The sequence below is a fragment of the Salininema proteolyticum genome, from assembly GCF_042685645.1.
GTDB classification, from domain to species: Bacteria; Actinomycetota; Actinomycetes; order Mycobacteriales; family Micromonosporaceae; genus Salininema; species Salininema proteolyticum.
The window spans coordinates 4757414-4769193 of sequence record NZ_JBHUNX010000001.1 but is presented as its reverse complement, the minus strand read 5'-3'; the positions used below and the strand labels follow the sequence as shown (position 1 = coordinate 4769193).

Here is an 11780-nt window from a genome sequence, read left to right as displayed (position 1 = left end):
CCGATCGACCACTGATGCGAGGGCATTCATGCGCTAAGTCACGACACGCCGGAGTCATGGGATGACAGGATGAAATTGCTGGTCGGGGATGGTCCGAGCCCACATATCCCCCCTTCTGGTGGGCGACTCGCGGTTCGCGGGGCCTTACACTGAGGCCATGCGAGTACTTCTGATCGGCACGGGCGGCCGCGAGCACGCCCTGGCCAAAGCGCTGGCGGCCGACGAGGCGGTCAAGTCCCTGGTCTGCGCCCCCGGGAACCCGGGCATGGCTTCCCTGGCCGAGTGCGTGGCCGTCGACCAGACCGATCCGGCCGCGGTCGCCGCCCTCGCGGTGACGACCGGCGCCGACCTGGTCATCGTGGGGCCCGAGGCCCCTCTCGTGGCCGGTGTGGCCGACGCGGTGCGCGCCAAGGGCATCGCGGTCTACGGACCGTCGGCCGAGGCGGCCCGGGTCGAGGGCTCGAAGGCGTTCGCCAAGGACGTCATGGAGAAGGCCGGCGTGCCGACCGCCGCCGCCCGCGTCTGCGAGGGCCGCGAGGAGCTGGAGGCCGCGCTGGACGCTTACGGCGCTCCCTATGTGGTGAAGGACGACGGCCTGGCCGCGGGCAAGGGCGTCATCGTGACCGGCGACCGCGAGGCCGCCGTGGAGCACGGCCTGGAGTGCGGCCGGGTGGTGGTCGAGGAGTTCCTCGACGGCCCGGAGATCTCGCTCTTCGTCGTCAGCGACGGCACTGACGCCGTGCCCTTCCTTCCCGCCCAGGACTTCAAGCGCATCGACGACGGCGGTACCGGGCCGAACACCGGCGGCATGGGGGCCTACACCCCGCTGCCGTGGGCCCCGGACGGCATCGCCGAGGAGATCATGGAGACCGTCGCGCGCCCGACGCTGCGCGAACTGGCCTCCCGGGGCACGCCGTTCGTCGGCACCCTCTACTGCGGACTGGCCCTGACCTCGCGCGGCCTGCGCGTGGTGGAGTTCAACGCGCGCTTCGGGGACCCGGAGATCCAGCCGATCCTGACGATGCTCAAGACGCCGCTGGGCGAGCTGCTCATGGCCGCCGCGACGGAGCGCCTGGGCGATTTCCCGGAGCTGGAGTGGCATGAGGGTGCCGCCGTGTGCGTCGTGGTGTCCAATGAGGGCTATCCCGGGGACGTCGTCAAGGGGCGTCCGGTCAGCGGCGCCGACGTGGAAGGCGTGCTGCACGCCGGCACGGGCTTCGACGACGAGGGCCGGCTCGTCGCCACCGGCGGGCGCGTGCTCGACTGCGTCGCGAGGGGCGCCGACGTCGCCGACGCGAGGGCCAAGGCCTACGAGATCGCCGAGGGCGTCGGCCTGGAAGGCGGTCACTACCGCAAGGACATCGCCGCGAACATCTAGGCGCGGAAACGGACTTCACCGGCGGGGCCGGGCCTGCGGGCCCGGCCCCGCCGGCGTTCCGCCTCGGCGGTGCTCGGCTCTTCACCGCGCCCGGGTGCCGTTCGGCCTCCGCGCGCCACGCCGGTACCGCTCAGACCGCCACTTGGACGCAGAGCCGCTCGGCTTTTCGGACGCGAGGCGCCCCGGGCTTACCGGTCGCTGCCCTTTATGCGGACGTGGAGCTGGGTGAAGGGGCCGATCCCGCGCGCCTTGCGCGGTGTGCATTCGAAGGCGTCGTAACGGGCCTTGACCCGCACGACTATCTCTCCGAACGGCCCGCAGTCCCCCTCGTCGGAGAAGGACTTGTAGAGGACCCACGTACCGGGGCGCGACACGGCGGACGTCTGCGCCTCGGCGGGCGCGCCGAGACCTGTGAGGAGGAGCGCCGCCAGGACGGCCGCGCCGATCGACTTGCGCATGAACGCTACTTCCTCTCATGTGGGGACCGGGAGTCCTCGATTATCGTCGTGGCGCGGAAGCCGGAGTGCGGAAATCCGGGATAGAAGTGTCGGGAATCCGACTGTCTGGACCGGAGGACGCCGGGCGGTGTACAAAGGACCGCATGAGAACTCCTCCCGCCGACGTGGACGTCGACTCCGGCCTGGCCCGCCGACTGCTCTCCGACCAGCATCCGGACCTGGCCGGGCTGCCGCTGGCCCTGGCCGCCAACGGCTGGGACAACGTCGTCTTCCGGCTCGGCGAGGATCTGGTCCTGCGCCTGCCGCGGCGGATCGAGGCGGCGGAGCTGATCCACAATGAACAGCGCTGGCTCGGCGCGATCGGCGCCCGGGTCGACGTCGCCGTGCCCGCCCCGCTGAGGCAGGGGAGGCCGACGGACTACTACCCCTACCCCTGGAGCGTCTGCGCCTGGACCGACGGCGAGGCCGTCTCCGAGGTGCCGGTTTCCGACCGGTCCTCCCTGGCCGGGGACCTGGCGGACTTCATGACGCAGATGCACACGCCCGCGCCGGAGTCCGCCCCGCACAACCCCGTCCGCGGGGTTCCGCTCTCCACCAGGGACGGCGCGATGCGCGAACGACTGGCGAGCGGACTCCTGCCCGGCTCGGACGTCTTGGGCATCTTGTGGAACCGGTTGAGAGACACGGCCCCGTGGGACGGCCCGAGCCTGTGGATCCACGGCGACCCGCACCCGGCCAACCTGGTCGCCTCCCGACAGGGCGGCCGCTGGCGACTGGCCTCCGTCATCGACTTCGGGGACCTGGCCTCGGGAGACCCCGCCACCGACCTTTCGATCGCCTGGACGGTCTTCGACGAAGCCGGACGGGAGCTCTTCCGCCGCCGGCTGGCCGACCACGGCCACGCCGACGGCGCGACGTGGGAGCGGGCGCGCGGCTGGGCCCTCAACATGGGCTGCGCCATGGTCGCCCACTCCGCCGACAACCCTCGGATGATGGCCATAGGCCGCCACACCCTGGAACAGGTGCTTCTCGACGAGGAGTGAGCGCATAGGACTGCTCCCGGCTCCCGGCTCCCGGCTCCCGGCTCCCGGCTCCCGGCTCCCGGCTCCCGGCTCCCGGCTCCCGGCTCCCGGCTCCCGGCTCCCGGCTCCCGGCTCCCGGCTCCCGGCTCCCGGCTCCCGGCTCCCGGCTCCCGGCTCCCGGCTCCCGGCTCCCGGCTTCTCCGAGGAGTGTCCGCCTCCGTAAAGGAGGCCGCCACGGCGGGCGGGCGCCCGTCGGACCGGGACTCGCGCGGGCCCCCTCCAGGTGTCGCGGACGTCCTTATCGGCGGCCGGTTTCCCGGCGCCGCAACGGTTCTGCTTAACTCTGAGATTGCACGTATGCGAAGGGGCGGACCAAAGGCGGTCCGCTCCTTTTTCACCGGCTCATGGTCCCGCGTCCACGGCGGGTTCGTTCGTCCACACCGTCCAGGTCGACAGCGCGCACATGACGAAGAAGGCCGCCAGCCCCAGCACCAGCCCGGCGATCGCCGGCCCCTTGCCGGAGGCGAGGCCCTTGTTGGCGCGGTCCCAGCCGAGCACGCCGAAGACGATGGCGACGATGTTGAGCGGCCACGAGAACCAGGTGATGACGGGGACGAAGGACAGCGCCAGCGCCGCGATGCCGCACACGAGCGCCGTGATGCCGAACCCCTTCGGCTTCGAGGCCATGGGCGCCCTCCTCCCGCTCCGGTTCCGCTCGCAAGGGGACCGTAGCGCGCCGGAGGCGTCCCGGGCGGCGTTTCACGCGGATCGGCCGCCCGGAGAGGAGGTCAGACCGTGCTGACGACCATCGGGACGATCACCAGCGGGAGGACGAGGAAGAGGATGCCCAGCACCATGCCCGTCACGGCGGTGCCCTTGTTCGTCGCCATCCCCTTGCCCGCCCGGGAGACGCCGATCGCGCCGAACACGATGGCGAGGATGTAGAGGACGAGAGCGACGAACCCGAGGGCCGCAACGCCTCCCGCCAACCCCTCGGAGCCCGAGTTCAGGGCGGCGAAGAACAGGGCCGCGTGGAGGCCGAAGCCCAGGAGGGCGAGGATGAGCGAGGCGCGGCCCAGGCCGTTCTTCGCCTGCCCCACGGCCATGGGCTGCCCGTAGGCGCCCATGGGGGCCGGGTTCTGGCCGGGCATCGGCGGGTACCCCGGCTGAGCCGCGGGCGCGTAACCGCCCGGCTGTGCGGGAGGATAGGCCCCCGGCTGCGGCTGCCCGCCCGGCTGCGCCGGAGGGGGATAGGCGCCGGGCAGCGGTTGCCCGCCCTGGGGCGCCGGCTGCCCATAGGCGCCGTAGGGATCGTGTTGCGGGCCGGGCGGCGGAGGATAGGTCATGGGGACTCCCGGAGAGTGGTGGTCTTTTCACGTCTGGGTCTCACCATGATGGCCGAGCGCCGCACACCGTGCACCGCCGGGTCGGCGGTGCTCCGTCAGCGGCCGAAGATCCCGCCGATCGCCGCGTCCGCCACGATCCAGACTATGAAGCAGGGCGCCAGGAAGGTGAGGATGCCGGTGACCAGGCCGGTGATGGCCGCACCCTTGTTGGTGGCCAGGCCGTTGCCGGCCTTGGACAGGCCGATGGAGCCGAAGACGATGGCGAGGATGGCGAGCACCCAGGAGACGAAGGCCAGGAACGGGGCCCACCACACCAGACAGAGCCCCACGATGCCGCAGGTCAGCCCCGCCCAGCCCAGTCCGTTCTGGGGGTAGGGCGGTGCCGGGTAACCGTACGGGGCCATCGGCGGCGGCCCCATCATCGGCGGGCCGGCGGGCGGCCCCATGCCGGGAGGCCCGGAAGGCGGGCCCATCGCTGGCGGGCCGGACGGCGGGACCGAGTCCGGGTTGCCCGGCTGCGGATAGGGGGAGGTCGGGTTGTACTGGTAAGCACCGGGATCCACGGGAGGCAGCGAACCGTCGTCGCGGGGATTCTGCGAGCCGGGATCGTCGTTCGGTCCGGAAGGGTTGCTCATGGGGGTCTCCTCGATGCGACTCGTTCTCTCCTCGGCGGGCACACCATTCTCACCGACGGGTCCGCCTACACCGTAGCCGGGGTCCGCAAGGCCTTTTCCGGTAAGAAATGTCGACCGTTCCCGCGCCTGGACGTTTTGGAGAAACTTTCGGGGAAGCCCTTTACTACCCGCCGGTACGGGCGTACAAATGAATTACGGATTTCAAAGGACCTGAACAAGGAAGATGATTCCGAAGGACCGGAGGGATCCGTGCACAGCCGCCGAGAACCCACGTGCGACTAGAGCCGTCGGGAGGCAAATCAGGCCGAGCACCTAGGAGCGAGGCCGTGATAATAGAGACTCACGCTTGGTAACTCGGTACGGATGTGAAGCGAAAAAAATAACGCATGTGCGGCCCAACCGAGATCACGTAACCGGTTGGGCCGTATGTACGTCCGAAACAATTCTCCGTTGCGCCCCGAGAATTCCCCCACTGCCCGAGGCGAGTGCCTTCCCCTCCCATTCCGCCATTCCCACGGCCCCATCGCGATAGGGAGATAGTCATCACATTCCCGCGCGCACAGCGGACGCCGGACTAGCGCGAGCGCCGATGACCGGCCTCTCCGCCACCCCTGTGGACGACCGTCCCATCCACGACCGACAGTCGGGCACCGAGCGCTCCACACCCGACCGAGCTCGCGCTCCACCACTCTGCCCGTACGGGGTCGGCGCCGCCCCGCGACCACGCGCTAAGCCGCCGCGAACGGACCGTCCCTCTGGCACTCCAGCGACTCCGCGACCGCGCGCAGGGTCGCCTCTAAGCGGCCGTGGCACCTGCCACCGCAGGTGCTCCGCAACCGCGCGCACAAGGTCGCCTCCGTCGCCGCCGTCCCGATCCGGGCCTCTAGAGGTCCCCCTCCCCTGGCAGAATGGGGAGCGATGAGTGCGATTGAACCCGGATGGTATCCGGACCCCGCTGAGCCGGGCACCCAGCGCTACTGGGACGGCTCCGCATGGGTGGGCAAACCCGTCCCCGCCGACGAGGAGCCGCCCGAGCGCCCCGAGCCGCTCGACCCCGAACCCGAGCCGGCCCCGCGGCCCGCCGCCGAGACGCCCTCGCCCCGAGGCGACGCCGGCGGCATCGTCCGCCCGCCGGAGATCATCCCCAAGAAGCCGGGGATGTACCCGCCGAAGGACGGGGTCGAACTGCGCTCCCTCGGCACGCTCGTCGGATGGATGCACCGCGGCGACGTCAAACGCCTCCTCGACGGGCGGCGCCTGGCCACGCCCGGCGCCCGCATCGGAGCCCGCGTCGTCGACGCCGTCGCCGTCGGCCTCCTCTCGCTCGTCTTCAACTCCTACCTGCTCTACCTGCTGGGCAAGGACCTCGTCCCGGCCGCCCGCGAGATGGAGCGGGTCATGGCCTCCGGCGGCGACCCGTTCTCCGTCGAGCTGCCCGACGTGACCGGGCTGGTCACCGCCATCCTCCTGATCACCGTCGGACTCTGGTTCGCCTACGAGGTCCCCGCCACCCTCAACAGCGGCCAGACCCTGGGCAAACGCGTCTTCAAGATCAAGGTCGCCTCGCTCGTCCCCAACCAGCCGGGCTGGGGCCGCCACATCGTGCGCTGGTCCTACAGCGCCCTGCCGCTGGTCTGTTTCCCCTACGGGGCGATAGTGTGGATCCTGGACGGGATCTGGTGCCTGACCGACCGGCCCTTCCGGCAGTGCCTGCACGACAAGTCGCCTGCCACGATCGTCGTGTCCGTCGCCGACGAGACGCGCTCGACCACCGCCGGCCCGCCCTCCGACCAGGGGAGCGGTTCGCGGGACGCCCCCGGGGCGTCCGACTAACGCTAGGAGCGATTTTGAACGAGACAACGTCACCCTCCCTCCGCGCCGACCTGGAGGCCATCCCGGCCTACGTGCCCGGAAAGAGCCTCCCCGACGCCGTCAAGCTCTCCAGCAACGAGGTCCCCTTCGGGCCGTTGCCGGGCGTGGCCGAGGCCGTCGCCGAGGCCGCCGCGAACTCGCACCGGTACCCGGACATGGGCGTCGTCGCCCTGCGCGAGGCCATCGCCGAGCGCCTCGGGGTCGCCCCCTCGCGAGTGGCCACCGGAGCCGGCTCGGTCGGCATGCTGCAGCACCTGCTCCAGTCCGTGGCGGAGCCGGGCGCCGAGGTCGTCTACTCGTGGCGTTCGTTCGAGGCCTACCCGATCCTCTCGGCCGTCGCCGGCGTTAAGAGCGTCCAGGTGCCCAACACCGAGGACCACCGCCACGACCTGGGCGCCATGGCCAAGGCCGTCACGGTGAACACGAAGGCCGTGCTCGTCTGCAACCCGAACAACCCGACCGGGCAGGTCTGCCGCGCCGAGGAGCTGGACGAGTTCGTCGACTCCATAGACCCGCGCACCCTCATCGTCTTCGACGAGGCCTACCGCGAGTTCGTGACCGACGACGACGTTCCCGACGCGCTGGAGCGCTACGGCGACCGCCCGAACGTCGTGGTGGCCCGGACGTTCTCCAAGGCCTGGGGCCTGGCCGGCCTGCGCGCCGGCTACCTGATCGGGTCCGAGGAGGTCGTCACGACCATCTCCAAGTGCATCACGCCCTTCTCGGTCAACATGCTCGCCCAGGTCGCGGCCGTCACCGCTCTGAAGGCCGAGGACGCCATGCTCGAGCGCGCCGCGGCCACCGTCGCCGAGCGCGCCCGCGTGGCCGAGGCCGCCCGCGAGATCGTCGCCGGCGTCCCGCACACCGAGGCGAACTTCGTGTGGCTGCCCCTCGGCGACGACGCGGCCCCGTTCGCCGCCCACTGCGCCGAGAACGGCGTGGTCGTGCGCCCCTTCGCCGGCGACGGCGTCCGAGTGACCATCGGCCTGCCCGAGGAGAACGACAAGTTCCTGCGCGCGCTCGCCACGTTCAAGGGCTGAGCCGCCGCCAGAGCGCGAGAAAGCCGCGGGGAGAGGGCCGCCGGGATCGCCCGGCGGCCCTCTCTCACCTCAGAATTCGCCAATGCCGGGGAACCGCCCCGGGAAATGACAATGGCGCCGGACTCCTCGGAATCCGGCGCCGCAAGGCCCGCCGCGGGAACGGCGGGCCTCCCGTATTCGGTTATCGTTCACGTTTTGCCGCCTCTCCCGGCGGGACGCGCCGGGAGCAGGGGCGGAGCTACCTGCCCCGCGCGTTCTCGTGGACGAAGGACTCGTAGATCTCGGTGAGCGTCTGGCGCTGCTTGGCGGTCAGGCGCTTATCGCAGGCGATGGCCTTGGGGGCGTCCTTCTGCCCCCGCGGCGTGCCCATGCCGGCCTTCAGGTACATGACGGGGGTACGCACGTGGAGCGCGGTGGCCAGGCCCTGGACCATGGCGGTCCGGGAGGTGCGCGCCGGGGCCGTGGCGGCCCTGGGCCGCCGGGGCGCCGCCAAGCGGGTGAAGGCGATCGAGTTGATGATGCCTGCCTGCTCGGCGAGCTGGCGGACCGAGGTGCCCGCCCTGCGTCGCATGGGGACGCTGCGATTTCTCAACATAAATGAAATACCTCTTTTGATCCGCGACGATCGCGGTGGGGACATGGAACCACACCTGGGACCCGTAGGACAGGGCCGGGAGCGTGTCTCCCCCGTTTGTGGCGGAACTCCCTTTGTACAGCCGTTCGGGAAAATCTTCCCTAGGCGTCGCGATAGTCGCTCAAGTCACCTTACGCCATCGATCGGGGGAGTGTAAATGGGCCACTCGGTTAAATGCAGGTGAGGCCGACCCGGGGGCGACGGGCGTCACCGCATGGCGAACGCCATGGTCCCCGCGTCGGCGCGCGACTTCCCGGAACTTTCCGAGCGGGCACCGTTTACCCTGGTGGAAACGGACGCCGAGGGAACCGGATCCGGCGAGCGGCACAACCCCCGACAGCCGTCACCGCGGGTGTGAGAACCACCCGTACCGGCCGGTTTGTGAGGTAATTTCCGGGTCGGAGGTCCCCTCGTCTCGGCACGGCTCGGTACTATAGATCGTGATCGGCCTTCGATGAGGCCGTTGAGCAAGGAGGAACCCGGTGAGCGTATTGCAGCGCTTGGAGAGACAACTGGAAGGCCTTTTCGAGGGCACCTTCAACAAGATGTTCAAGGGCGTTGTGCACCCTGTCGAGATCGCCAGCGCGATGCAGCGCGAGGCCGAGTCCCACAAGGCGGTCCTCGCCGGGGACCGAGTCCTGGTGCCCAACCGCTATGTCATCGACCTCTCGGCGCCGGACCACGACCGCCTCGCCCCCTACGCGGCGGCACTCGCCCAGGAGCTGGCCCAGTCCCAGGCCGAGTTCATCGGCGAGAACGGCTGGACCGTCTACGGCGACGTCATCGTGGAGATCGAGCGGGGAGAGGGCCTCGACTCGGGCATGTTCCGCGTCACCGCCGAGGTCGCGGCGCTCAATGACGGCGCCGACCAGGGCATGGGCGGCGACATGGGCGGAGGCTACGGCGGCCAGCCGGCGGCCCCGTCCGGACCGGTGCTCGTGGCCGGGGACGGCCGCCAGTTCACCGTCGCCCACGGCTCGACCGTGATCGGCCGCGGAGAGCAGGCCCAGATCCGACTGCCCGACGTTGGCATCTCGCGCCAACACGCGCGGGTGGACTTCGACGGCCGCCAGGTCTCGGTGAGCGATCTCGGTTCCACCAACGGGACCCTGGTCAACGGCCAGCGGATCACGACGGTGTCCATGCAGCCGGGCGACGTGGTGCAGTTGGGCACCACCTCCCTGACCCTGCAGGTCGCGTAACCCGAAGACTTTGCGGCCCCGGCTCCGCGCCGGGGCTTCGCCGTGCGCTGACGAGGGCGTGTGCACGACGGTGTCATCGAGGTCCCACAGCACGGCTTCGCCGTGCGCGTACGAGGGCGTTCACGACGCGGCGCGCCCGCGGCAGGGCCGTCCGGCGCCGCCCTGATGGGAGAACGGCGGCGGATCCCGCCCGGATCCGGTCCCGCCCTCCGGCGCGGAGGCGGGCGTGACTCCCCTGTGGGCAAAGCCCACTCTCCGGCCACACCAGAGCCGGGAGCGGGTACCGTGTGTGTAATGGAATCGCCGTCTGAAGCAGGAGTCCTCCATGCCTGAAGCGATAGTGCAGACCGTGGCGCGGTTCGGCTTCCTCGCCCTGCTGTGGCTCTTCGTGTTCCTCGCCGTCCGCACGGTCACCAAGGACCTCCTGCTGCAGCGCCGTCCCGCGACCGCTCCGGTGGGCGCGTCCGGCGCCGCCCCGGGTGGGTCCGGCAAGCAGAAGCAGAAGCGCTCCAAGACCCCGGCCGTCGCCCAGTGGCTGGTCGTCACGACGGGTGCCCTGGCAGGACAGCGCTTTCCGCTCACGGGCCAGCCGATTTCCATCGGCCGGGCGCGGGACTCTACTATTGTGATCAACGACGATTTCGCGTCCAGCCACCACGCCCGCATCGCGCCCGTGGAAGGGCAGTGGATGGTGGAGGACCTCGGTTCCACGAACGGGACCTATCTGGGGCGCGAGAAAGTCACACGGCCGACCCCGGTGCCCATCGGGGTTCCAATCCGGATTGGGCGCTCTTCGTTCGAGCTCCGGCCGTGACGCAACTGTTCTTTTCAGGCGGTAGATAATCGATGGCTTTGAGTCTGCGCTACGCGGCCGTGTCCGACCGCGGGGTGGTCCGCAAGGGTAACCAGGACTCCGTCTACGCCGGCCCGCACCTCATCGCGGTGGCCGACGGGATGGGGGGCATGGCAGCCGGCGACCTCGCGAGCGCCATCGTCATCAACACGATGCGCGGCGTCGACCGCCCGCCCCCGGAGGAGTCGGTGGCCGACGAGCTGGCCGACACCGTGGGCGAGGCGAACTCGCGGATCCGCCAGGTGGTCGACAAGGACCCGGCCAAGGAGGGCATGGGCACGACCCTGACCGCCCTGTGGTTCGACGGCGCCTGGTTCCACCTGGTGCACATCGGCGACTCCCGCGCCTACCGCCTGCGCGGCGACGAGTTCGAGCAGCTGACCATGGACGACTCCTACGTCCAGCTGCTGATAAACGAGGGCCGCATCACGCCCGAAGAGGCCGAGACCCACCCGCAGCGCTCGCTTATCCTGCGCGCGCTGGGCGCCCCCGAGGTGGACCCGGCCTTCCAGACCCTGGCCGCCCGCGAGGGCGACCGCCTCCTGCTGTGCTCCGACGGCCTGTCGGGCCCGGTCTCGGACGACCGGATCGCCGAGGTCATGCGGTCCGCCGAGACGCCCGAAGAGGTCGTCCAGACCCTCACCCAGGCCGCGATCGACGCCGGAGCGCCGGACAATGTGAGCGTCCTGGTGGCCGACGTGGTCGCCGAGGGCGAGGGCAACACCGCGATGATCGTCGACGGCGCCGCCAACGACCTCGTCATGGCGAACTCCGACACCGCCGCCCTCCCCCGCGTGGGAGCGAAGGGGAAGGGCGACACCGTGGAGCTGCCGGCCGAGGGCGCGGAGAGCGAGGAAGGCGAGTCCTCGGAGGAGGACGGCGACGGGGAGAAGCCGCCCCGGCGCAAGAAGTCCCGGGTGTGGCGCACGGTCATCACCTCGCTGGTGGTCCTGGCCCTCCTGACGACCGGCGGCCTGCTGTGGCTGCGCACCCAGTACTACCTGGGCGTCAGCGAGCACGAGAACATCAGCCTCTACCGGGGCTACCCGGTGGAGATCATGGGCGTCAAGGCCTCCTGGCTGGAGGTCGAGTCCGACCGCCCGGCCGCCGACGCGGAGGAGGGCCTGCGCGGCAGGCTCGAGGAGGGCCTGCCGACCGACTCCTACGACCAGGGCCTGGCCGACCTGGAGAAGTACACCGACCCCTCCGACGACAACTCCCACCTGCTGCCGCTGTGCGACGCGACGCAGGAGGAGGCGCAGGCGGTCTCCGGCGACTGCCGGACGTCCTGACCCGGCGAAGAACCCCTGTTCGCGTTCGACGGCCCCTCCCGTCCCCGC

12 protein-coding genes are annotated in these 11780 nt (G+C 70.6%); 7 read left to right on the top strand and 5 right to left on the bottom strand.

The window, feature by feature from the left end:
* The first annotated feature begins 157 nt into the window (after nt 1-157).
* Entirely contained in the window at nt 158-1378 is a 1221-nt protein-coding gene (gene purD / locus ACFTE1_RS22330; RefSeq protein WP_380619256.1) for a phosphoribosylamine--glycine ligase, read from the top strand.
* A 188-nt stretch (nt 1379-1566) separates the two neighbouring features.
* Here purD and ACFTE1_RS22325 read toward each other — a convergent pair whose 3' ends face one another.
* Nucleotides 1567-1836 (bottom strand): hypothetical protein, encoded by a 270-nt coding sequence (locus ACFTE1_RS22325; protein ID WP_380619258.1) that lies wholly within the window; start codon nt 1834-1836, stop codon nt 1567-1569.
* Nucleotides 1837-1979: 143 nt separating this feature from the next.
* Between ACFTE1_RS22325 and ACFTE1_RS22320 the strand changes: the two genes are divergently transcribed.
* Nucleotides 1980-2879 carry an aminoglycoside phosphotransferase family protein gene (locus ACFTE1_RS22320; RefSeq protein ID WP_380619260.1) on the top strand — a complete coding sequence of 300 codons (900 nt, stop codon included), beginning with the start codon at nt 1980-1982 and terminating at the stop codon, nt 2877-2879.
* Nucleotides 2880-3260: 381 nt separating this feature from the next.
* Here ACFTE1_RS22320 and ACFTE1_RS22315 read toward each other — a convergent pair whose 3' ends face one another.
* The 3 genes from ACFTE1_RS22315 to ACFTE1_RS22305 all read right to left on the bottom strand — a co-directional run bounded on the left by ACFTE1_RS22315 (nt 3261) and on the right by ACFTE1_RS22305 (nt 4839).
* Nucleotides 3261-3545, bottom strand: a complete 285-nt coding sequence (locus tag ACFTE1_RS22315; RefSeq protein WP_380619262.1) for a DUF4190 domain-containing protein — start codon at nt 3543-3545, stop codon at nt 3261-3263.
* A gap of 101 nt (nt 3546-3646) precedes the next feature.
* Nucleotides 3647-4204, bottom strand: a complete 558-nt coding sequence (locus ACFTE1_RS22310; protein ID WP_380619264.1) for a DUF4190 domain-containing protein — start codon at nt 4202-4204, stop codon at nt 3647-3649.
* Between the two features lie 95 nt (nt 4205-4299).
* Nucleotides 4300-4839: a DUF4190 domain-containing protein gene (locus ACFTE1_RS22305; protein WP_380619266.1), complete on the bottom strand. Its 540-nt coding sequence runs from the start codon at nt 4837-4839 to the stop codon at nt 4300-4302.
* A 918-nt stretch (nt 4840-5757) separates the two neighbouring features.
* On the opposite strand from ACFTE1_RS22305, the gene ACFTE1_RS22300 reads away from it, so the two are divergent.
* Nucleotides 5758-6672, top strand: coding sequence for an RDD family protein (locus ACFTE1_RS22300; protein ID WP_380619268.1), 915 nt, complete (start codon nt 5758-5760; stop codon nt 6670-6672).
* Nucleotides 6673-6686: 14 nt separating this feature from the next.
* Nucleotides 6687-7751 carry a histidinol-phosphate transaminase gene (gene hisC / locus ACFTE1_RS22295; RefSeq protein WP_380619270.1) on the top strand — a complete coding sequence of 355 codons (1065 nt, stop codon included), beginning with the start codon at nt 6687-6689 and terminating at the stop codon, nt 7749-7751.
* 238 nt (nt 7752-7989) lie between these two features.
* On the opposite strand, the gene ACFTE1_RS22290 is transcribed toward hisC, so the two are convergent.
* Complete coding sequence (locus tag ACFTE1_RS22290) at nt 7990-8322, bottom strand: hypothetical protein (protein ID WP_380619272.1); 333 nt, start codon at nt 8320-8322, stop codon at nt 7990-7992.
* A 545-nt stretch (nt 8323-8867) separates the two neighbouring features.
* Between ACFTE1_RS22290 and ACFTE1_RS22285 the strand changes: the two genes are divergently transcribed.
* The 3 genes from ACFTE1_RS22285 (at nt 8868) to ACFTE1_RS22275 (ending at nt 11732) form a co-directional block, all read left to right on the top strand.
* Nucleotides 8868-9587 carry an FhaA domain-containing protein gene (locus tag ACFTE1_RS22285; RefSeq protein ID WP_380619274.1) on the top strand — a complete coding sequence of 240 codons (720 nt, stop codon included), beginning with the start codon at nt 8868-8870 and terminating at the stop codon, nt 9585-9587.
* 325 nt (nt 9588-9912) lie between these two features.
* Complete coding sequence (locus tag ACFTE1_RS22280; protein WP_380619276.1) at nt 9913-10401, top strand: FHA domain-containing protein FhaB/FipA; 489 nt, start codon at nt 9913-9915, stop codon at nt 10399-10401.
* A gap of 32 nt (nt 10402-10433) precedes the next feature.
* Nucleotides 10434-11732, top strand: a complete 1299-nt coding sequence (locus ACFTE1_RS22275; RefSeq protein ID WP_380619278.1) for a PP2C family protein-serine/threonine phosphatase — start codon at nt 10434-10436, stop codon at nt 11730-11732.
* Nucleotides 11733-11780 lie beyond the last annotated feature (48 nt).

Excerpts from the sequence above, each read along its gene's own strand:
- ACFTE1_RS22300 (WP_380619268.1), top strand. The coding sequence starts at position 5,758 with ATGAGTGCGATTGAACCCGGATGGTATCCGGACCCCGCTGAGCCGGGC.
- ACFTE1_RS22320 (WP_380619260.1), top strand. The coding sequence starts at position 1,980 with ATGAGAACTCCTCCCGCCGACGTGGACGTCGACTCCGGCCTGGCCCGC.
- ACFTE1_RS22325 (WP_380619258.1), bottom strand. The coding sequence starts at position 1,836 with ATGCGCAAGTCGATCGGCGCGGCCGTCCTGGCGGCGCTCCTCCTCACA.
- ACFTE1_RS22280 (WP_380619276.1), top strand. The coding sequence starts at position 9,913 with ATGCCTGAAGCGATAGTGCAGACCGTGGCGCGGTTCGGCTTCCTCGCC.
- ACFTE1_RS22305 (WP_380619266.1), bottom strand. The coding sequence starts at position 4,839 with ATGAGCAACCCTTCCGGACCGAACGACGATCCCGGCTCGCAGAATCCC.
- purD (WP_380619256.1), top strand. The coding sequence starts at position 158 with ATGCGAGTACTTCTGATCGGCACGGGCGGCCGCGAGCACGCCCTGGCC.
- ACFTE1_RS22290 (WP_380619272.1), bottom strand. The coding sequence starts at position 8,322 with ATGCGACGCAGGGCGGGCACCTCGGTCCGCCAGCTCGCCGAGCAGGCA.
- ACFTE1_RS22315 (WP_380619262.1), bottom strand. The coding sequence starts at position 3,545 with ATGGCCTCGAAGCCGAAGGGGTTCGGCATCACGGCGCTCGTGTGCGGC.
- ACFTE1_RS22310 (WP_380619264.1), bottom strand. The coding sequence starts at position 4,204 with ATGACCTATCCTCCGCCGCCCGGCCCGCAACACGATCCCTACGGCGCC.
- ACFTE1_RS22275 (WP_380619278.1), top strand. The coding sequence starts at position 10,434 with ATGGCTTTGAGTCTGCGCTACGCGGCCGTGTCCGACCGCGGGGTGGTC.